Consider the following 20,132-nt stretch of genomic DNA (forward strand, 5'->3'; position numbering starts at 1 on the left):
CTCATGCTCCTCGAGTTGAGGGTGACTGGGACGTGGTCTCCGCGGCCGAGGGGGCCCGGGAGGGAACGGGGTCGTAGCCGCCGGCGGCCCACGGGTGGCAGCGACCGAGACGGCGTACGGACAACCAGGTGCCGCGCACCGCACCGTGCTCGGTGACCGCCTCGAGGGCGTACGCCGAGCAGCTGGGGTGGTAGCGGCAGACCTGGCCGTAGAGCGGGCTGATCGCGAAGCGCCACGCGCGGATGAAGCCGATCAGGAGGTGCTTCATGCCGGGCTCACGCGCTCGAGACTACGGGCCAGGTCGGCGCCGAGGGTCTCGTACGACGCACCGGCCGCGGCGGGCAGCGCACGCACCACCAGTGCAGCACGACCCGGGAGCCCTTCCAGCTGGGGAAGGTGCTCCCGGGTCAGGTGCCGAAGTCGTCTCTTCACACGGTTGCGGGTGGCGGCGTCGCCCACGGCCTTGCTGACCGTGAACCCCACCTGCACCGGGCCGGCGACCGCGACGGGGTCCACCCAGAGGTGGACCACCATGGTCGGGCTGCCGGCGCGCCGACCGCTGCGCACAGCGCGGCGGAAACCGTCACTGTCGCGGAGGCGATGGACAGCGGAGAGCACGGCTGCTGCCGTGAGCCCTGGCCGTCAGACGGCCAGGCTCTTGCGGCCCTTGCGACGACGGCTGGACAGGATCGAGCGACCGGCGCGGGTCCGCATGCGCAGACGGAAGCCGTGCACCTTGTGACGGCGACGGTTGTTCGGCTGGTAGGTACGCTTGCTCACGGCTATTTCTCCGAAGGTTTCGAGGGATGTCCACTCCACGCGAGGATCGATGCGGGCCCGTGTTCAGGCATTCGGCCGGCACCGCCCGCCCGCGCGGCCGCCAGGAGGCGGATCGTGGACATGCGGCACCCGTCGACAAGGAGCGACCGGCCAACGGTACGCGGAGCCCAAAGTTGGGGTCAAACCCGCGACGACCCCTCCAGGGTCGCCCTGTGGATGACATCTTGCCCGAGAGCGCACCCGGTTGTTACGTTCCAGCCGTTCGGGGCCTGTGGAAATCACGGCCCGGCCCGGGTCGACCAGTCGGTGTGACCCAGGCCACATGCTCGATGGAACCGGCTCTGACCTGCAGGAACACTGCGAGGATCCGGTTTCCCGGCGTGGCGGGGGGCTTGTTCCCGATGTGCGGGCCCGGCAACTCACAGCTTGTGGACAACCCTGTGGACTCAGCTCCGGCCCGATCCGGGGACGAGCCGCACAACAGCACAGAACGAAGGCGATCCGGGTGGACGACCAGCAGGTAGATCTCGGGACGGCGTGGCAGCAGATCGTCGAGGACCTCCAGCCCAACCAGCGCGCCTGGCTGCGGCCCAGCGTGCCGATGACGCTCCACGAGAACACCGCGATCATCGCCGTTCCCAACGACTTCACGCGCAACCAGCTCGAGGGGCGCCTCCGCAACCACATCGAGGCCGCGCTGACCGAGGGCTTCGGTCGCGAGATCCGGATGCTCGTCACGGTGAACCCCGCCCTCGAGGAGCCCGGCCAGCAGCCGCCGATCGATGAATCGACAGATCCATCTATCGCTTTGTCGACAACCGACGACTACGAGCCGGTCTCGCACTACCCGGAGCACGTCGAGGCGCCGAGCGGCGAGCGGCGACCCTCCGCGCTCGAGACGCGGCTCAACCCGAAGTACACCTTCGAGACGTTCGTCATCGGGTCGTCCAACCGCTTCCCGCACGCGGCGGCCGTGGCCGTCGCCGAGGCACCGGGCAAGGCGTACAACCCGCTCCTGGTCTACGGCGAGTCCGGCCTCGGCAAGACCCACCTGCTCCACGCGATCGGCCACTACGTCCGCAGCCTCTACAGCAACGCCAAGGTGCGCTACGTCTCCAGCGAGGAGTTCACCAACGAGTTCATCAACGCGATCCGCGACGACCGGCAGGACCGGTTCAAGCGGCGTTACCGCGACGTCGACGTGCTGCTGATCGACGACATCCAGTTCCTCGAGGGCAAGACCCAGACGCAGGAAGAGTTCTTCCACACGTTCAACACGCTCCACAACGCCAACAAGCAGATCGTGCTGACCTCCGACCGCGCGCCCAAGCGGCTCGAGGCGCTCGAGGACCGGTTGCGCAACCGCTTCGAGTGGGGCCTGATCACCGACGTCCAGCCGCCCGACCTCGAGACCCGCATCGCCATCCTCCGCAAGAAGGCCGCGATGGACCGGTTGACCGCGCCGCCGGACGTGCTGGAGTTCATCGCCTCCAAGATCCAGACCAACATCCGTGAGCTCGAGGGTGCCCTGATCCGGGTGACCGCCTTCGCCAACCTCAACCGCCAGGAGGTCGACATGACCCTGGCCGAGATCGTGCTGAAGGACCTGATCCCCGAGGGCGGCGAGCCCGAGATCACCCACGCGCTGATCATCGCCCAGACGGCCGCCTACTTCGGCGTCTCCCTGGAGGACCTGACCGGACCGTCGCGGGGCAGGCACCTGGTCATGGCCCGCCAGATCGGCATGTACCTCTGCCGCGAGCTCACCTCCATGTCGCTCCCGCAGATCGGGCGCGAGTTCGGCGGTCGCGACCACACCACGGTGATGTACGCCGACCGCAAGATCCGCCAGCTCCTCGCCGAGCGCCGCGCCGTCTTCAACCAGGTCAGCGAGCTCACCAACCGCGTCAAGATGCAGGCACGACAGTCCTGATCCGCAGCCGGTCGTGCAGGCCACGTGCCGCCCACGTCGTGTGGAGAACATGTGGTTCGTCCGGCCAGTTCATCCCCAGCCCCTGTGGAGAGGTCGGGACGAACCACACGCCGCCGCCCGGGCTCCACACCCCGCAACGGGATGACCCGGATCCATCCACACCCGTCGTGCACAGCCAAACGGGCCCCTGACCTGCACGAACATCAGTTGTCCACAGTTTCCACGGACCCTATGACGACTATGAACCTCAAGACTGTCCCGATCTCCCACCACCACCGAACGGCCCCTCCTCTGGGGAGAACCCTGCCGAAGCCGCACGACCGCGTGACAGGATGCTCATCCCACGCGCGTGCGCGGGGCCACCAGACTTGTCATCACCGCCAGCTCGTCCGCTCCCCGAGGAGACCCTTGTGAAGTTCCGCGTCGAACGCGACGTCTTCGCCGATGCCGTTGCCTGGGCTGCCCGCAGCCTCCCGGTCCGCCCGAGCTCCCCGGTCCTGGCCGGCCTGCTCATCGAGGCGAGCGACGCCGGCCTGGTGCTCTCCACCTTCGACTACGAGACGTCCGCCCGCGCGACGCTCACCGCGGAGGTCAACGACGAGGGCAAGGCGCTCGTGAGCGGCCGCCTCCTCGCCGACATCTGCCGCAGCCTCCCGGCCAAGCCCGTCGAGCTCACCCTCGAGGGACCCCGCGTCTCCCTCACCTGCGGATCCGCGCGCTTCAGCCTGCAGACGATGCCGGTCGACGACTACCCGACGCTCCCGGACATGCCGTCCGCCACGGGCACCGTCTCCAGCGCCGACTTCGCCCACGCCGTCTCCCAGGCGGTCACCGCGGCGGGTCGCGACGACATGCTCCCGGTCCTCACCGGCGTACGCATCGAGATCGACGGCTCCACCATGGCGCTGCTCGCCACCGACCGCTTCCGCCTCTCCCACCGCGAGCTGACCTGGAACCCGCAGTCGCCCGACGAGTCGATCGCCGCGCTCGTCCCGGCGAAGGTCCTCGGTGACACCGCCAAGTCGCTCACCTCGGGTGCCGAGGTCACGATCGCGCTCGCCGCGAGCGGCGCCGGCGAGGGCCTCATCGGCTTCGAGGGCACCGGCCTGGGCGGTGTGCGTCGCACGACGACGCGTCTGCTCGACGGCGAGTTCCCCAAGGTCCGCTCGCTCTTCCCGGCCGAGCACCTCACCGTCGCCAAGGTCAACAAGGCCGAGCTGATCGAGACCGTGAAGCGCGTCGCGCTCGTCGCCGAGCGCAACACCGCGGTCCAGATGAAGTTCGGGGAGAACCAGATCGTCCTCGACGCCGGGTCCGGCGACGAGGCGATGGCGACCGAGGCCGTCGACGCCGACATCGACGGCGACGACCTGACGACGGGCTTCAACCCGCAGTTCCTCCTCGACGGCCTCACCGCCATCGACGGGGAGTTCGTCGACCTGGCCTTCACCCAGGCCACCAAGCCGGTCGTCATCTCCGGCACCGACGCCGACGACGACGCCAGCTCCTTCCGCTACCTGCTGATGCCGCGTCGCCTGCTGTCCTGAGCCACTCCCCGCCGGCTGCCCCGCACGGCTAGGCTCACCGGCATGGACATCGGACTCATCGGCCTGGGCAAGATGGGCGGCAACATGCGCGAGCGCATGCGTCGCGCCGGACTCACCGTGGTCGGCTACGACCGCAACCCCGACGTCAGCGACGTCGACTCCCTGGCCGCGCTGGTGGAGGCGCTGCCCAGCCCGAAGGTCGTATGGGTCATGGTCCCCGCCGGCGACCCGACCCGCGCGACCGTGAAGGAGCTCTCCGGGCTCCTCGGCGAGGGCGACGTGATCGTCGACGGCGGCAACTCCCGCTGGACCGACGACATCGCCAACGCCGAGCTGCTCGCGCCGCTCGGCATCGGCTACGTCGACTGCGGCGTCTCGGGCGGGGTGTGGGGCCTGGAGAACGGCTACGCCCTGATGTACGGCGGCGACCCGGCCGACATCGCCAAGGTCCAGCCGGCCTTCGACGCCCTCAAGCCCGAGGGCGACTTCGGTGCCGTCCACGCCGGCAAGGTGGGCGCCGGCCACTTCTCCAAGATGGTCCACAACGGCATCGAGTACGCCATCATGCAGGCCTACGCCGAGGGCTGGGAGCTGCTCGAGAAGGTCGACCTCACCGACAACGTGACGGAGGTCTTCCGCTCCTGGCGTGAAGGAACCGTCATCCGCTCGTGGCTGCTCGACCTCATGGTCAACGCCCTCGACGAGGACCCCGGGCTGCAGCAGATCGCCGGCTACGCCGAGGACTCCGGCGAGGGCCGCTGGACCGTCGAGGCCGGCATCGACAACGCCGTGGCCACGCCGGCGATCACCGCCGCGCTCTACGCGCGGTTCGTCTCGCGCCAGGACGACTCGCCGACGATGAAGGCGATCGCCGCGATGCGCAACCAGTTCGGTGGCCACGCCGTCCGTTCGGCCGCGCCCAAGGGCGGCGACGCCGAGGGCAGCACCGGCGCCGAGCAGTCCGAGGCGGCCAGGCAGGCCGGAGCCGGCGACGACAAGGCACACGGCGAGAGCTAGGACGACTTGCACGTCGCGCACCTGACCCTCCACAACTTCCGCTCCTACAGCGACATCGACGTCGCACTGGAACCGGGGGCCACGGCGTTCATCGGCCGCAACGGCCAGGGCAAGACCAACCTCGTCGAGGCGATCGACTACCTCTCCCGGCTCTCCTCGCACCGCGTCGCGACGGACGCGCCGCTGGTCCGCGCCGGCGCCGACCAGGCGATCGTCCGCGCCTCGGTGGTGAAGGAGGGACGCCCGGCGCTGATCGAGGTCGAGCTCAACCCCGGTCGTGCCAACCGGGCGCGCATCAACCGCTCGCCGCTCCCCCGACCCCGCGAGATCATCGGCTTGGTCCGCACGGTCGTCTTCGCACCCGACGACCTCACCCTGGTCAAGGGCGATCCGTCGGACCGCCGCAAGTTCCTCGACGACCTGCTGGTCCTGCGGGCTCCTCGCCTGGCCGGCGTCCGGTCCGACTACGACCGGATCCTCAAGCAGCGCAACAGCCTGCTCAAGACCGCCGGCGTCGCGCGCGGCTCGTCGCGTGACGCCGCCATGTCGACCCTCGAGATCTGGGACGACAACCTCGCCCGGGTCGGGGCCGAGCTCCTCGGCGCACGGCTCCGGCTGGTCGAGGACCTGCGGCCCTACCTCGGCAAGGCCTACGAGGCGGTCGCCCGCGGCGCCACCCGTGACGACGCGGACCTGGACTACAGGGCGAGCGTGGAGGTCGGTGACGACCTGGAGAAGGCGCTGCTCGACGCGATCGCGACCAAGCGCAAGGACGAGCTCGACCGCGGCATCTCGCTGGTCGGCCCGCACCGCGACGAGCTGCTGCTGACCCTCGGCAGCCCGGAGCTGCGGCTCCCGGTGAAGGGCTACGCGTCCCACGGGGAGTCGTGGTCGTTCGCGCTCGCGCTGCGCCTGGCGTCGTACGACCTGCTCCGCGCCGACGGCGACGACCCGATCCTCGTCCTCGACGACGTCTTCGCCGAGCTCGACGCCGAGCGCCGCGCCCAGCTTGCCGAGCTCGTCGCCGGCGCCGAGCAGGTGCTGGTCACCGCCGCCGTCGCGGCCGACGTGCCGGCCGCGCTGCAGGGGATCCGCTTCCTGGTCGCGGACGGCCAGGTGACCCGTGACGAGTGAGGAGCCCCCCGACGAGGGGGCGCCTGAGGAGTCCGGGGAGTCCGAGGAGCACCGTCCGGACGGCCTCGACCTCGCCCGTGCCGCGGCCCGTGCGGCGGCGGCGAGCCCGGGGACCCCGGCCCGGCGTCGTACGACGTCCACCCGGCGCCGGACCTTCACGAAGTCGTCCGGCGCCCGGCCCGACGACCGCGACCCGCAGCTGCTCGAGCAGGCGATGGGACGGCTGATCGCCAACCACGGGTGGGAGGTCGACCTCAAGGTGCAGGGCGTGTTCGGCCGGTGGGCCGAGCTGGTGGGCACCGAGGTGGGCGACCACTGCACCCCCGAGTCGTTCGACGACGGACGGCTCGTCGTGCGCACCGACTCCACGGCCTGGGCGACGCAGCTCAAGCTGCTCGCGCCGACGATCGTGCGCCGCCTCAACGAGGAGCTGGGCCACGGGACCGTGAGCGTCATCGACGTGCACGGACCCCACCTGCCGACCTGGACCAAGGGCAGGTTGTCGAGCCGGGACGGCCGCGGGCCGCGCGACACCTACGGCTGAGACCGCGCCGGCGCCACAGCCCCGATCTGCCGATCTGGCAGCCTCCCGGACCTGTGGGGGCCCATGGACCCCCCTGCTCGACCGGCTCACGGCGTCCCACGGGGCCTCTGGAGGCACTTTTTCGTCCAGATCCATCCCCGGGCCGGGGTGGGTCCTTCGGTTCAGGGCCGCTGACGGCTAGTATGAGCGGACGAGTCGCACGTCGTGTTGCAGGCGCAACCGCAGCGACTCGACTCATGTCCAGCGCGGCGGCGAGACATCCGGCGCGATGAGAAGAAGGCAGTGCCTTGAGCGAAGACCACGTCGAGACCAACGCAGCTCAGACCCCCGATTCGCCGGCACCATCGCCCACTCCCGACCCTTCTCCCGCCGAGGCCATCGCCGAGGCGGTCGAGGAGGCCGTCGTCGAGGCGAAGCGCTCCTCGACGGCCGTCGACGAGGGCACCGAGTACGACGCCTCCGCGATCCAGGTGCTCGAGGGCCTCGAGGCGGTCCGCAAGCGCCCGGGCATGTACATCGGCTCGACCGGTGAGCGCGGCCTGCACCACCTGATCTGGGAGATCGTGGACAACGGTGTCGACGAGGCGCTGGCCGGCTACGCCACCAAGATCGCGCTGACGCTGCAGTCCGACGGCGGCGTGCGCGTCGAGGACAACGGTCGCGGAATCCCCACCGACACCGCACCCGGCCAGGAGATGCCCGCGCTCACGATGGCGCTCACGATGCTCCACGCCGGCGGCAAGTTCGGCGGTGGCGGCTACAAGGTCTCCGGCGGTCTGCACGGCGTCGGCGTCTCGGTCGTCAACGCCCTGTCCACGCGCCTCGTCGCCGAGGTGCGGAACCGCGGCCACCTGTGGCGCCAGACGTTCCGGCTCGGCGTGCCCGACGCCGACCTCGAGCAGGTCCGGCCGATGGAGGCCGACGAGAAGACCGGCACCACGGTCACCTGGTATGCCTCGGAGGACATCTTCGAGCACACCAACTACAACCTCGAGACGATCACCTCGCGCCTGCGCGAGATGGCCTTCCTCAACAAGGGCGTCGAGTTCGTCGTGCGCGACGAGCGGGCCGACGCCGAGGCGCGCGTCGACGCGATCGAGGACGACACGATCGACAACGAGGTCGACAACGCCGGCCACGACGCGATCAAGCGTGCGGAGTCGGGCGGCCTCGAGCAGGTCTTCAAGTACGACCGCGGTCTCGTCGACTACGTCGAGCACCTCAACCGCCGCAAGACGATCGCCAACGCGACCGTCATCTCCTTCGAGGCCGAGACGGCCGAGGGCGCCTCGGGCCAGCACATGAGCCTCGAGGTCGCGATGCAGTGGAACACCTCCTACACCGAGTCGGTCCACACCTTCGCCAACAACATCAACACCCACGAGGGCGGCACCCACGAGGAGGGCTTCCGCGCCTCCCTCACCTCCCTGGTCAACAACTGGGGCGAGGAGTGGGGCCTGATCAAGAAGAAGGAGGACCGGGTCTCCGGGGACGACATCCGCGAGGGCCTGACCGCCATCATCTCGATCAAGCTGGGCGAGCCGCAGTTCGAGGGCCAGACCAAGACCAAGCTCGGCAACACCGAGGCCAAGGGCTTCGCGCAGCGCATCATGAACGACCAGCTCGGCGCCTGGTTCGAGGAGAACCCGGCGGAGGGCAAGGAGATCGTGCGCAAGTCGCAGGCCGCGGCCAACGCCCGGATCGCCGCCCGCAAGGCGCGCGAGCTCGCCCGCAGCCGCAAGGGCCTGCTCGGCGGCGGCGGCCTCCCCGGCAAGCTGAGCGACTGCCAGTCGACCAACCCCGCCGAGTGCGAGGTGTTCATCGTCGAGGGCGACTCCGCCGGCGGCTCGGCCCGCCAGGGCCGCGACCCGCGCATCCAGGCGATCCTCCCGATCCGCGGCAAGATCCTCAACGTCGAGAAGGCGCGCATCGACAAGGTGCTCGCCAACACCGAGGTGCAGGCGATCATCTCCGCGCTCGGCACCGGCATCCACGAGGAGTTCAACCTCGAGAAGCTGCGCTACCACAAGGTCGTGATGATGGCCGACGCCGACGTCGACGGCCACCACATCAACACCTTGCTGCTGACGCTGCTCTTCCGCTTCATGAAGCCGCTCATCGAGCACGGCTACGTCTACATGGCGCAGCCCCCGCTCTACCGGCTGCGCTGGAACAAGCCGGCCGAGCACGAGTTCGTCTACTCCGACGCCGAGCGCGACGCCCTCATGCGCGACGGCCTCGCGCAGGGCCGCAAGCTCCCCAAGGAGAACCCGGTCCAGCGCTACAAGGGCCTCGGCGAGATGAACGCCGACGAGCTGTGGGAGACCACGATGGATCCCGACGCGCGCCTGATGAAGCAGGTCACGCTCGAGGACGCCGCCCAGGCCGACGAGATCTTCTCGATCCTCATGGGCGAGGACGTCGAGCAGCGACGGTCCTTCATCCAGCGCAACGCCAAGGACGTCCGCTTCCTCGACATCTAGGTCGGTCGGTTCCCTCTACGACCAGACCTAGACATCGTTAGAACGCAGGAGAGAGACACATGACTGAGACCCCCACCGGCACCGGCGCAGGCGGCTTCGGCTTCGGCGACGACCGCATCCAGCCGATCGAGCTGCAGACCCTCATGCAGCAGTCCTACATCGACTACGCGATGACCGTCATCGTGGGCCGCGCGCTGCCCGACGTACGCGACGGGCTCAAGCCGGTGCACCGCCGCATCCTCTACGCGATGTACGACGGTGGCTACCGCCCCGACCGCGGGTTCTCGAAGTGCTCGCGCGTCGTCGGCGACGTCATGGGTCAGTACCACCCGCACGGCGACTCCGCGATCTACGACACCATGGTCCGCCTCGCGCAGCCGTGGGTGCTGCGCTACCCGCTGATCAACGGCCAGGGCAACTTCGGCTCGCCGGGCAACGACTCCGCCGCGGCCATGCGGTACACCGAGTGCCGGATGGCGCCGCTGGCCATGGAGATGGTCCGCGACATCGACGAGGACACCGTCGACTTCCAGCCCAACTACGACGGTCGCTCGCAGGAGCCGACCATCCTGCCGAGCCGGTTCCCGAACCTGCTCGTCAACGGCTCGGCCGGCATCGCGGTCGGCATGGCGACCAACATCCCGCCGCACAACCTCATCGAGGTCGCCGACGGCGCGAAGTGGGCGCTCGAGCACCCCGACGCCACCAAGGAAGAGCTCCAGGACGCGCTCATCGAGCGGATCAAGGGCCCCGACTTCCCCAACGGCGCCCTCATCGTGGGCCGCCAGGGCATCGAGCAGGCCTACCGCACCGGTCGCGGCTCGATCGCCCAGCGCGCGGTCGTCGAGATCGACGAGGACGCCAAGGGCCGCGTCATGCTGGTGATCAGCGAGCTGCCCTACATGGTCAACCCCGACAACCTCGCGCTCAAGATCGCTGAGCTCGCCGACTCGGGCCGGATCCAGGGCATCTCCGACGTCCGCGACGACACCAGCTCGCGCACCGGTCAGCGCCTGGTCATCATCCTGCGTCGCGACGCCGTCGCGCGCGTGGTGCTCAACAACCTCTTCAAGCACACCGAGCTGCAGTCGAACTTCTCGGCCAACATGCTGGCGCTCGTCGACGGCGTGCCGCGCACCCTGTCGATCGACCAGTTCATCTCCAGCTGGGTCACCCACCAGATCGAGGTCATCCAGCGGCGTACGCGCTTCCGCCTCGCCGAGGCCGAGCGCCAGGCGCACATCTACCGCGGCCTGGCCAAGGCGCTCGACGCGCTCGACGAGGTCATCGCGCTCATCCGCCGCAGCCCCGACGTCGAGGAGGCCCGCCAGGGCCTGATCGAGCTGCTCGAGATCGACGAGATCCAGGCCAACGCCATCCTCGAGATGCAGCTGCGCCGCCTGGCCGCCCTCGAGCGCCAGAAGATCATGGACCGCCTCGCCGAGCTCGAGCGCGTCATCGCCGACCTCGAGGACATCCTCGCCAACGAGGCCCGCCAGCGGCAGATCGTCTCCGACGAGCTCACCGAGATCGTCGACAAGTACGGCAACGAGCGGCGCTCGCAGATCATCGCGGCCGACGGCGACCTCTCGATGGAGGACCTGATCCCCGACGAGGAGCTCGTCGTCTCGATCACGCGCGGCGGGTACGCCAAGCGCACCCGCGCCGACCAGTACCGGCTCCAGAAGCGCGGCGGCAAGGGCGTGCGCGGTGCGACGCTGCGCGGCGACGACGTCGTCCAGCACTTCATCGCCACGACCAACCACCACTGGCTGCTGTTCTTCACCACGGCCGGACGCGTCTACCGGACCAAGGCCTACAACCTGCCCGAGGCCGCACGCGACGCGAAGGGCGGCCACGTCGCCGGCCTGCTGAGCTTCCAGCCCGACGAGGAGATCGCCCAGGTGCTGGCGATCCGCGACTACGAGCAGGCTCCCTACCTCGTGCTCGCCACCCGCACCGGCCTGGTCAAGAAGACCAAGCTCGGCGACTACAACAGCCCGCGCCAGGCCGGCGTCATCGCCATCAACTTTCGCGAGGACGACGACGAGCTGATCGGTGCCGAGCTGGTCAACGCCGACGACGACATCCTGCTCGTCTCCCGCAAGGGCCAGGCGATCCGGTTCCAGGCCAGCGACGACCAGCTGCGGCCGATGGGTCGCGCCACCGGCGGCGTGCGCGGCATGAAGTTCAAGCACGAGGACGACCACGTCCTGTCCCTCTCGGTGATCCGCGCCGCCCAGGTGGCGGCCGAGGAGGCCGCCGAGGCGCGGCTCGTCGAGGGCGGCGAGGCTCCCGACGCCATCGAGCCGGGCACGCTGCCCGACGTCAAGGAGCAGTACGTCTTCACGATCACCGACGGCGGCTACGCCAAGCGCTCGCGCATCACCGACTACCGCATCACCAACCGTGGCGGCGTCGGCATCCGCGCGGTCAAGCTCAGCAACGAGGACCGCGGCGGCCTGGTCGGCGCGTTCATCGTGGAGGAGGGCGACGAGGTCCTGTCGATCACCAGCGGTGGCCAGGTCGTGCGCAGCCCCATCGACGCGAACTTCCGGGCGACCGGTCGCGACAGCCAGGGCGTGAAGTTCGTGACGCCCAAGAAGGGCGACACGGTGGCCGTCGTGGCTCGTTCGGTCGAGGCCCGCGAGGACGAGGAGGAGCTCGCCGAAGGTGTCGAGGGCGAGGCCGTGACGCCGGGTGACGAATCGCCGGTTGTGGGCGACGGTGCAACAATCGATGCTCAGACCGCCGAGCCCGCCCCCGACGAGAACACTGAGGAGTGAGGGACCCGTGTCGGAACGCACCGCACCCCCCAGTCGTGACACCGCCCGTCGTACGTCGGGGGACGAGCCCCCGCGGAGGTCGCTGACCGAGCGCCTGCAGAGCACGCTGTCCAACGCCGCCGAGGAGCACCGCGCCAACGCGAGCGCGGAGGAGCCGAAGGGCAGCCGGACGCGTCGTCAGGCGGGTCGCCAGCCCCGTCGCGCCCGACTGCGGCTGACCCGGATCGACCCGTGGTCGGTCATGAAGACGTCGTTCCTGCTGTCGGTCGCCTTCGGTGTGGTCACCTTCGTGGCGATCTTCATGGTCTGGTCGGTGCTCGGCGCCGCCGGCGTCTGGGACTCGATCAACTCCGCCGTGGCGAGCATCGTCGAGGGCGACAGCGGCAACTCGACCTTCGACGTGACCGACTACGTCGGCATGTCGCGGGTGCTCGGCTTCACCCTCCTGGTGTCGGTGATCGACGTGATCCTGCTGACCGCGCTGGCCACCCTGACGGCGTTCCTCTACAACCTCGCGGCCGCCCTGCTCGGCGGCATCGAGGTCACCCTCGCCGAGGACGAGAAGTGACCGATCGCGGGTAGGCACCCTCGATTGGCACCGCCCGACCACGGTCAGGTAATCTTCGGCGTCGCTGCTGGTGCAGCGTTGCGGGCCTATAGCTCAGACGGTTAGAGCGCTTCCCTGATAAGGAAGAGGTCGGAGGTTCAAGTCCTCCTAGGCCCACTCCATCCCCTTCTTCTCTCGAGGAGAGCTCCATGAAGAAGCTCCTGCTGGTCGTCGCGGCCGCCGGCGCCGCGCTCTTCGCGAAGAGGAAGATGGACGAGGGCAAGCACGAGCAGGCCCTCTGGGCAGAGGCCACCGACACCGTCGAGAAGGCCTGACGCTCGCTCCCTCACGGGGCCTTGGCGCAATTGGTAGCGCACCTGCTTTGCAAGCAGGGGGTTAGGGGTTCGAGTCCCCTAGGCTCCACCACCGGCTGACGCCCGGGCCTCGTGCTCGGCACAGTCCACCCGGAGCTGGGCGTCCCCGAAGTCGACAGCGAGCAGCGTGCAGCGGTACGGAGCCGGCGTACTGCCGCCCGCGTCGTCGAAGTAACGGCAGGTCAGGCAGGTCCGGGCAACCGCGACCACCCCGTCGTCGTGGAGGTCGGCCACCAGACCGAGCACCACGCGCAGTGCGGTCGCCTTGTCATCGTCGCCGACGACCGCGAGGCTCTCGGCGAGCGGACCGTCCCAGCTGCTGAGGCGCGTGTGCAGCGCCTCGCCCGCGGAGGTCACCGAGTAGATCGTGTTGCGGCGGTCGACCGGGTCCGGTGCCTTCGTGACCAGCTCCTTGCGGCGCAGCGTGCCCAGGGCCTCGCTCACCGTCGCCTGCGACACGTCGAGCTCAACCGCGAGGTCACTGACCCGCGCCCGGCCCGCCATGGCGTGCACCCGCAGCAGCAGCTGGTGCTGGAGCGGGCTCACGCCCTCGGCGTACGCCTGGCGCAGCAGCATCGTCCGGCTCACGTGACCCATCCGCTCGAGCGCTCCGGCGAGGCGCTGGTCGAGGTCGTGGACCGGCAGCGAGGCGTCCGGATGGACCGTCGCGTCCTCCGGCAGTCCGTCGGCCGTGCGCTCGTGGCTGGTCACTTAGGAATCCTAAGCGAATCGTTGACACGGCTCAACGACGAATTGCATAGTAGTCCTAAGGGTTCGACTCCGAGCCTGCCTATTCGAGGAGATGTCATGTCACGAGTCGCCCTGGTCGACCCCGCCACCGCCGGTCCCGGCACCAAGCCGGTGCTCGACGAGATCCACGCCGCCTTCGGCACCACGCCGGCGATGTTCCGCGCCGTCGCCAACTCCCCCGCAGCGCTCGAGATGATGTGGGCCGGTTTCGGTGCGCTGGGCCACGGGCGCCTCGGCGCGAAGCTCGGCGAGCAGGTCGCCGTGCTGGTCGCGGACCGCAATGCGTGCGAGTACTGCCTGGCCGCCCACACGGCGCTGGGCCGCAAGGCAGGCGCGAGCCCCGAGGAGATGGGTGAGGCCCAGGCTGGACGCTCGACCGACCCACGCACCGCTGCCGTGCTCGCGTTCGCCGAGAAGCTGGTCCAGGACCGCGCCCAGGTCACCGACGCCGACGTCGAGTCCCTGCGGGCTGCCGGTCTCGACGACGAGGACGTGGTGGAGCTGGTCGCGCACGTCGCGCTCAACCTCTTCACCAACTACGTCAACGTGGCGCTCGGAGTTCCGGTGGACTTCCCGAGGGTCGCGCTGCTCGCCGCTCGCTGAGGAGACCCGACGTGACGACCCACGACCTGACCATCCGCGACTGGACCGTGGCCGGGTGGCTGGGGACGCCGCGCCCGGACTTCGCGGTCGGTGACCTCGCCGACCGCGTCGTCCTCGCGGCAGCGTTCCAGATGCTGTGCCCGGGTTGTGTCGAGACGACCATCCCCCAGCTGCGACGAGCCGCCGCGACGTTCCCCGCCGACCAGGTGGCTGTCGTCGGGCTCCACACGGTCTTCGAGCACCACGAGGCGATGACCCCGGTCGCGCTGCAGGCCTTCCTCCACGAGTACCGCGTGACGTTCCCCGTGGCGATGGACCAACCGGCGCGGCGCGGCCAGGTGCCCGTCACCATGGAGCGGTTCGCGATGCAGGGCACGCCCACCGTCATGCTGTACGACCGCGCGGGGGCGTTGCGGCGCCGCACCTTCGGCCACGTCCCCGACCTCGAGCTCGGCGCCCAGGTCGCGGCGCTGGTGCTGGAGGACGGACCGACGGCGGCACCACCGGTGGCGCACGACGTACGACCCAGCAGGGCCTACGCCTGCGACGAGACGGGATGCCGGGTGTGAGCGGAGGTATCTGCCCACGCGTGTGACGTCCCGCCCATCCCTCGGAAATGGTCATCGCGGCGCTGACGCTGGTCCCACACTGGTCCCATGCTGGGCATCACCGACCTCCCGACCTACCTCGTCGGCCTGATCCTGATCGTCCTGCTGCCGGGTCCGAACTCGCTCTACGTCCTCTCCGTCGCCGCGCGGCGGGGGGTGCGCACCGGGTACGGCGCCGCAGCGGGCGTGTGGACGGGCGACGCCGTGCTGATGACGCTGTCCGCCGCGGGCGTGGCGTCGCTGCTCCAGGCCAACCCGACGGCGTTCAGCGTCGTCAAGTGGGCGGGAGCGTCGTACCTCCTCTGGCTCGCGATCGGCATGATGCGCGCCGCGTGGGGCATGTGGCGCTCGCGCCGCAGCGTGGCCGAGCAGATCGCGGACGCCGCGGTCGAGGCCGGCTTCGAGACCGCGCCCGAGGTCAGGGTGAAGGGCGAGCGGCCCTACCGCCGCGCGCTCGTGATCAGCCTGCTCAACCCGAAGGCGATCCTCTTCTTCGTCGCCTTCTTCGTGCAGTTCGTCGACCCGGCCTACGCGCACCCGGCGATCTCGTTCCTGGTGCTCGGCAGCCTCGCGACCGTCGCGAGCGCGGCGTACCTCAGCGTCCTGATCTTCGCCGGCACCCGCCTGGCCGCCGCCTTCGCCCGTCGCAAGCGGCTCTCCGCCGGCGCGACCTCGGCCGTTGGTGCGGTGTTCGTCGGCTTCGCCGTCAAGCTGGCCCTCGCCTCGGCGTGATGCTCAGCGACGGAACAGGAGCCGCTCGATCGGTCCGCTGAGGACGAGCACGAGCAGCGAGAGGTAGCCGACACCCGGCAGCACCAGCGCGATGACCAGCGCGAGCGTGAGCAGGACGGCGAAGGTCAGCAGGCCGTAGGTGCCCGAGCTGTTCGGCGGGTTGTCGGCCACCCACAGCGCGGGATTGCGGCGCAGCACCACGTGGAGGGCGACGCTGACCAGGGCGTTGGCCAGCATGCTGCCGATGTAGAGCGCGAGCTGCGGCCGGTCGGTCTCGAGCGATCCCGCGAGGGCCGTCGGGACCGGCAGCCAGACGATCGTGAACATCCAGACGATGTTGAGCAGCATGAGCGGCTGGGAGTACGCCGCGACGTGCTCGAAGAGGCGGTGGTGTGCGCGCCAGAAGGTCGAGATGATCGCGAAGCTGAGGGCGAAGGCGAAGAGCTGGTCGGAGTGGTCGCGCAGGTAGTCGGCGGTCGAGAGCCCCTCGGAGGCCGTCTCCGAGACCGCCTCCGTGAGCGGCAGGACGAGCAGCGTCATCGCGATCGCCACGACCGCGTCGGTGAAGAACGTCAGCCGCTCGGCGGAGCGGTGCTCCACCACCTCGTCACCGGCCATGACGTCACGATAGGGCGAGCGGGCCGCACACTCGTGCAGCGACGTTGTCGGATCCGCGCGGGCGTGTTCGTAGAAGTGGTGAGAGGCTGCCCGACAACGGGTGCCCATGACCACAGGAGCAGACATGCACTACCTCCTCACCGTCGTCGGAGACACCGACAACCCCGCTGACGACTCGGCACCGGGCGCGATCGACGCCTTCAACGACCGGCTCAAGGACGAGGGGCGCTGGGTCTTCGCCGGCGGCCTCACCGACCCGGCCGACGCGACCGTGACCGACAACCGGGGCGGCGACCCGGTCTTCAGCGACGGACCGTTCGTGGAGTCCAAGGAGTTCCTCGCCGGTTTCTGGGTCGTCACCGCCGCCGATCTCGACGAGGCGCTCGCGCTCTCGGTCGACGCATCGCGTGCGTGCCACCGCAAGATCGAGGTGCGCCCCTTCGACGGTGTCGCCTGACGTGACGGCCGTCGAGGACGTCCTCGCCCGGGTCCACCGCGAGGAGTGGGCCCGGCTCGTGGCCGTCCTGGTGCGGCGCTTCGGCGACCTCGACGTCGCCGAGGACGCCGCGGCCGAGGCCTTCGCGGTCGCCCTCCAGAAGTGGCGCGCCGACGGCGTGCCTCCCAATCCCGCCGCCTGGTTGACCACGACGGCCGGCAACAAGGCGCTCGACCGGGTCCGTCGCGAGGGCAAGCGCGACGACAAGCAGAAGCAGGCGCACATGCTCACCGACCAGCTCTCCGGTCCGCCGGAGCCGACCGGGGCCGTCGAGGACGAACGGCTCCGGCTCCTCTTCACCTGCGCCCACCCCGCCCTCGCGATGGAGGCGCGCGTGGCGCTCACCCTCCGCATGGTCGGCGGCCTCACCGTCGCCGAGATCGCACGTGCCTTCCTCGTCCAGGAGACCGCGATGGGCCAGCGCATCACCCGCGCGAAGGCCAAGATCAAGAACGCCCGCATCCCCTACCGCGTGCCGGAGGCGGCCGACCTGCCCTCCCGCGTGGACGGGGTGCTCGCCGTCCTCTACCTCGTCTTCAACGAGGGCTACCTCGCCAGCGGTGCCGAGTCCGACCCGGTCCGTGCCGACCTCACCGGAGAGGCGATCCGGCTGGCCCGCCTGGTCCGCACCCTGCTGCCGTACGACGGCGAGGTGGCCGGCCTTCTCGCCCTGATGCTGCTGACCGAGGCCCGCCGTGGCGCCCGCGTATCCGCGTCGGGTGAGCTGGTGACCCTGGACCAGCAGGACCGGGGCTCGAGGGACCGCGGGCTCATCGCCGAGGGCCACGCCCTCGTCCGGGAGCGGCTGGCGTCCGGACAGGCACCCGGGCGCTACCAGGTGCTCTCCGCGATCAATGCCGTGCACACCGACGCCGCCGACGCGCGCGACACCGACTGGTCGCAGGTCGTCGCCCTCTACGACCAGCTCGTGCGGCTCGACGCCAACCCGGTCGTCGCGCTCAACCGGGCGATCGCCGTCGCCGAGCTCGACGGCCCGCAGGTCGCCCTCGCCCAGGTCGACGCGCTCCGCGGGCCGCTCGACGACTACCACGCCTTCCACGCGACCCGGGCCGACCTGCTGCGGCGGCTCGGTCGGTCGGCCGACTCCCGCGCGGCCTACGACCGGGCGATCGCGCTGGCCGGCAACAGCGCGGAGTCGGCGTACCTCACCCGGCGTCGTGACGAGCTCGGGGCCTCAGGAGCATCGACGTAGCCTGCTGGGGTGTCCACCCGCCTCACCGTCACCTCCACCGAGTCCGTCACGCCCAGCCTGCGCCGGGTCTGGTTCCGCTCCGACGACCTGTCCGCCTTCGCCGCGAGCGAGGACACCGACCGCTACGTGAAGCTGGTGTTCCACGACGGCGTGCGGACCTACACCGCGCTCTTCCCCGACGTCGCCGCCGGCACGCTGGCGATCGACTTCGTGGTCCACGGCGACGAGGGCATCGCCGGCCCGTGGGCCCAGCGCGCGCAGCCCGGCGACGAGCTCGAGGTCAACGGCCCCGGCGGCGGCTACCGCCCCGACCCGACCGCCGACGTGCACCTCCTCGCCGGCGACGACTCGGCGGTCCCGGCGATCTCCGCGGCCCTCGCCTCGCTGGCCGCGGACGCGACCGGCCAGGCGTTCGTCCTGGTCGACGACGCTGCGCACGAGCCCGCCCTGACGGCGCCCGCGGGCGTGACGATCACGTTCCTCCACCGCGACGCCGGGCAGTCGCTCGGCGACGCGGTGCGGGCATGGCCGTGGCCCGAGGGCCGGGTCCAGGCGTTCGTCCACGGCGAGGCGCAGGAGGTCATGCACGGGGTGCGGCCCTACCTGCTCAAGGAGCGCGGCCTCCCCCGCGCCGACGCCTCCATCTCCGGCTACTGGCGCGCCGGTCGCACCGAGGAGTCATTCCGGGTCTGGAAGCGCGAGCTCGCCGAGGCCGAAGCCTGACCACGTGAGCGCCCCCGCACCGCCCCGGCCGCCGCACCCGCCGCAGGAGTCGGCTGGGACAATCGAGCCCGTGAGTGCCCCCCGCCGACCCAGCCTGATGGCCGACCTCGGGGCGGCCGTCCTCGCGCTCGTGCTGATCGGTCTCGCCGGGATGCTGGGCAAGTGGCAGTACGACGCCTGGCAGGCGCACCGTGACGCCGAGGCTCGCGACCTGACCGGGCTGGCGGCCGTGCCGCTGACCGACGTGATGGGCAACGACGACCCGTTCCCGGGGACCGACGTCGGTCGACCGGTCGACGTCTCGGGCACCTGGATCGAGGGCGGCTTCTGGGTCGCCGACCGCGACCACGACGGCACGCCGGGATACTGGGCGGTCGCCCCGCTCGAGGTCGGCGACGCCGCCGTGCTCGTCGTACGCGGATGGGCCCCCGAGCCCGACCCGGACCTCCTCGCGGCGACCGGCGACGCCTCTGTCACCGGTTGGCTCCAGCCGCCCGAGGGCAGCCTCGTCGTCGACGACGACCCCACCGACGACGTCTTCCCCGAGATTCGCGTCGCCGACGCCGTCCAGCGCGTCGACATCGACCTCTACTCGGCCTACGTCATCAGCCAGGAGCCCGCTGACGGTCTGCAGTCCGCCGAGCTCGAGGCGCTGCCGGAGGCGAGCAGCTTCACCGGCATCCGCAACCTGCTCTACGCCTTCGAGTGGTGGGTCTTCGGCGCCTTCGCCGCCTTCATCTGGTGGCGCTGGCGGCGCGACGTGGTGACCGGGGTCTCGTCCCCGCTCAACGCGGGCGGGGACTCCTCGGACGCCACCAGCGGCCGGATAGGTTGAGCGCCGTGCGTCCCCTCTTCACCACCTACCGCGTCCTGGCGTTCATCGTCGGTGTCGCGCTCGCGTTCTGCGCCCTCGTGGCCGCCCCGATGAAGTACCTCTTCGCCGAGGGCAGCAGCATCCAGGAGCTCGGTGACTCCCTCAGCATCCTGTGGGCGCTGCACGGCACCCTCTACATGGTCTACTTCCTCGTCGCGCTGATGCTCGCCTACCGCGCCCGGTGGTCGCCCCAGTTCACGCTGCTCCTGCTCATCGCGGGCCTCGTGCCGCTGCTGATGTTCTTCGTCGAGCACCGCGCGGCCGAGCGGATGAAGGCCGAGCACCCCGAGCTGGCCTAGCTCCCTCGTCGTACTCCCGCTCGAGCGGTGAGTGAGCCACCTTCGGCGCGCTCGGAACGTGGCTCACGCAC

Annotated in this window: 22 protein-coding genes and 2 tRNA genes; 19 read left to right on the forward strand and 5 right to left on the reverse strand. The window is 70.3% G+C overall.

All coding sequences use genetic code 11. The annotated features are described in order from the left end of the window. Position 1: 1 nt before the first annotated feature. Genes yidD through rpmH form a run of 3 tightly spaced genes read right to left on the reverse strand, consistent with a single transcriptional unit; the run spans position 2 to position 780 of the window. On the reverse strand, positions 2–268 hold the full coding sequence (yidD, locus tag EUA93_RS06650; RefSeq protein ID WP_129399413.1) for a membrane protein insertion efficiency factor YidD: 267 nt from the start codon (positions 266–268) through the stop codon (positions 2–4). Further along, positions 265–618, reverse strand: coding sequence for a ribonuclease P protein component (gene rnpA, locus EUA93_RS06655; protein WP_129399414.1), 354 nt, complete (start codon positions 616–618; stop codon positions 265–267). Before rnpA ends, yidD begins: the two co-directional genes overlap by 4 nt. Before the next feature lie 24 nt (positions 619–642). Then, a complete protein-coding gene (rpmH, locus tag EUA93_RS06660) occupies positions 643–780 on the reverse strand; it encodes a 50S ribosomal protein L34 (RefSeq protein ID WP_056156542.1) in 138 nt (45 codons plus the stop codon). 505 nt (positions 781–1,285) lie between these two features. On the opposite strand from rpmH, the gene dnaA reads away from it, so the two are divergent. The 11 genes from dnaA (at position 1,286) to EUA93_RS06710 (ending at position 13,197) form a co-directional block, all read left to right on the forward strand. After that, positions 1,286–2,713 carry a chromosomal replication initiator protein DnaA gene (dnaA, locus tag EUA93_RS06665; protein WP_420819065.1) on the forward strand — a complete coding sequence of 476 codons (1,428 nt, stop codon included), beginning with the start codon at positions 1,286–1,288 and terminating at the stop codon, positions 2,711–2,713. Positions 2,714–3,123: 410 nt separating this feature from the next. After that, a complete protein-coding gene (dnaN, locus tag EUA93_RS06670; protein ID WP_129399415.1) occupies positions 3,124–4,260 on the forward strand; it encodes a DNA polymerase III subunit beta in 1,137 nt (378 codons plus the stop codon). A 15-nt stretch (positions 4,261–4,275) separates the two neighbouring features. After that, positions 4,276–5,277: a phosphogluconate dehydrogenase (NAD(+)-dependent, decarboxylating) gene (gene gnd, locus EUA93_RS06675; protein WP_275937884.1), complete on the forward strand. Its 1,002-nt coding sequence runs from the start codon at positions 4,276–4,278 to the stop codon at positions 5,275–5,277. 6 nt (positions 5,278–5,283) lie between these two features. Continuing rightward, a complete protein-coding gene (gene recF, locus EUA93_RS06680; protein WP_129399417.1) occupies positions 5,284–6,411 on the forward strand; it encodes a DNA replication/repair protein RecF in 1,128 nt (375 codons plus the stop codon). After that, positions 6,401–6,955, forward strand: a complete 555-nt coding sequence (locus EUA93_RS06685; protein WP_129399418.1) for a DciA family protein — start codon at positions 6,401–6,403, stop codon at positions 6,953–6,955. Before recF ends, EUA93_RS06685 begins: the two co-directional genes overlap by 11 nt. 287 nt (positions 6,956–7,242) lie before the next feature. Next, positions 7,243–9,438, forward strand: coding sequence for a DNA topoisomerase (ATP-hydrolyzing) subunit B (gyrB, locus tag EUA93_RS06690; RefSeq protein ID WP_420819066.1), 2,196 nt, complete (start codon positions 7,243–7,245; stop codon positions 9,436–9,438). A 59-nt stretch (positions 9,439–9,497) separates the two neighbouring features. Then, positions 9,498–12,224, forward strand: coding sequence for a DNA gyrase subunit A (gene gyrA / locus EUA93_RS06695; RefSeq protein WP_129399419.1), 2,727 nt, complete (start codon positions 9,498–9,500; stop codon positions 12,222–12,224). Positions 12,225–12,231: 7 nt separating this feature from the next. Next, positions 12,232–12,792 carry a DUF3566 domain-containing protein gene (locus EUA93_RS06700; RefSeq protein WP_242497261.1) on the forward strand — a complete coding sequence of 187 codons (561 nt, stop codon included), beginning with the start codon at positions 12,232–12,234 and terminating at the stop codon, positions 12,790–12,792. Positions 12,793–12,874: 82 nt separating this feature from the next. After that, positions 12,875–12,948 (forward strand) — tRNA-Ile (locus EUA93_RS06705). Between the two features lie 32 nt (positions 12,949–12,980). Then, entirely contained in the window at positions 12,981–13,106 is a 126-nt protein-coding gene (locus EUA93_RS21950; RefSeq protein ID WP_242497262.1) for a DLW-39 family protein, read from the forward strand. A 15-nt stretch (positions 13,107–13,121) separates the two neighbouring features. Further along, positions 13,122–13,197: transfer RNA gene (locus EUA93_RS06710), tRNA-Ala, on the forward strand. Here EUA93_RS06710 and EUA93_RS06715 read toward each other — a convergent pair. Continuing rightward, positions 13,185–13,856: a MarR family winged helix-turn-helix transcriptional regulator gene (locus EUA93_RS06715; RefSeq protein WP_129399421.1), complete on the reverse strand. Its 672-nt coding sequence runs from the start codon at positions 13,854–13,856 to the stop codon at positions 13,185–13,187. The two genes, EUA93_RS06710 and EUA93_RS06715, sit on opposite strands and share 13 nt — an antisense overlap. 96 nt (positions 13,857–13,952) lie before the next feature. Here EUA93_RS06715 and EUA93_RS06720 point away from each other — a divergent pair, with 96 nt between their 5' ends. The 3 genes from EUA93_RS06720 (at position 13,953) to leuE (ending at position 15,838) form a co-directional block, all read left to right on the forward strand. Beyond that, positions 13,953–14,498 carry a carboxymuconolactone decarboxylase family protein gene (locus EUA93_RS06720; RefSeq protein WP_129399422.1) on the forward strand — a complete coding sequence of 182 codons (546 nt, stop codon included), beginning with the start codon at positions 13,953–13,955 and terminating at the stop codon, positions 14,496–14,498. Positions 14,499–14,509: 11 nt separating this feature from the next. Then, on the forward strand, positions 14,510–15,067 hold the full coding sequence (locus EUA93_RS06725; RefSeq protein WP_207208619.1) for a TlpA disulfide reductase family protein: 558 nt from the start codon (positions 14,510–14,512) through the stop codon (positions 15,065–15,067). A gap of 87 nt (positions 15,068–15,154) precedes the next feature. Continuing rightward, on the forward strand, positions 15,155–15,838 hold the full coding sequence (gene leuE, locus EUA93_RS06730; RefSeq protein ID WP_129399423.1) for a leucine efflux protein LeuE: 684 nt from the start codon (positions 15,155–15,157) through the stop codon (positions 15,836–15,838). A gap of 3 nt (positions 15,839–15,841) precedes the next feature. On the opposite strand, the gene EUA93_RS06735 is transcribed toward leuE, so the two are convergent. After that, on the reverse strand, positions 15,842–16,456 hold the full coding sequence (locus EUA93_RS06735) for a TMEM175 family protein (protein WP_165355084.1): 615 nt from the start codon (positions 16,454–16,456) through the stop codon (positions 15,842–15,844). A gap of 106 nt (positions 16,457–16,562) precedes the next feature. Between EUA93_RS06735 and EUA93_RS06740 the strand changes: the two genes are divergently transcribed. The 5 genes from EUA93_RS06740 to EUA93_RS06760 all read left to right on the forward strand — a co-directional run bounded on the left by EUA93_RS06740 (position 16,563) and on the right by EUA93_RS06760 (position 20,061). Next, positions 16,563–16,913 (forward strand): YciI family protein, encoded by a 351-nt coding sequence (locus EUA93_RS06740; protein WP_242497263.1) that lies wholly within the window; start codon positions 16,563–16,565, stop codon positions 16,911–16,913. Between the two features lies 1 nt (position 16,914). Next, complete coding sequence (locus EUA93_RS06745) at positions 16,915–18,165, forward strand: RNA polymerase sigma factor (RefSeq protein ID WP_129399426.1); 1,251 nt, start codon at positions 16,915–16,917, stop codon at positions 18,163–18,165. 9 nt (positions 18,166–18,174) lie between these two features. Beyond that, positions 18,175–18,888: a siderophore-interacting protein gene (locus tag EUA93_RS06750; RefSeq protein WP_129399427.1), complete on the forward strand. Its 714-nt coding sequence runs from the start codon at positions 18,175–18,177 to the stop codon at positions 18,886–18,888. 70 nt (positions 18,889–18,958) lie between these two features. After that, positions 18,959–19,723: an SURF1 family protein gene (locus tag EUA93_RS06755; protein ID WP_129399428.1), complete on the forward strand. Its 765-nt coding sequence runs from the start codon at positions 18,959–18,961 to the stop codon at positions 19,721–19,723. 5 nt (positions 19,724–19,728) lie between these two features. Then, on the forward strand, positions 19,729–20,061 hold the full coding sequence (locus tag EUA93_RS06760; RefSeq protein ID WP_129399429.1) for a DUF3817 domain-containing protein: 333 nt from the start codon (positions 19,729–19,731) through the stop codon (positions 20,059–20,061). The last annotated feature ends 71 nt before the right edge of the window (positions 20,062–20,132 follow it).

Origin of the sequence: Nocardioides oleivorans (assembly GCF_004137255.1) — a bacterium.
Lineage (GTDB): Bacteria > Actinomycetota > Actinomycetes > Propionibacteriales > Nocardioidaceae > Nocardioides > Nocardioides oleivorans.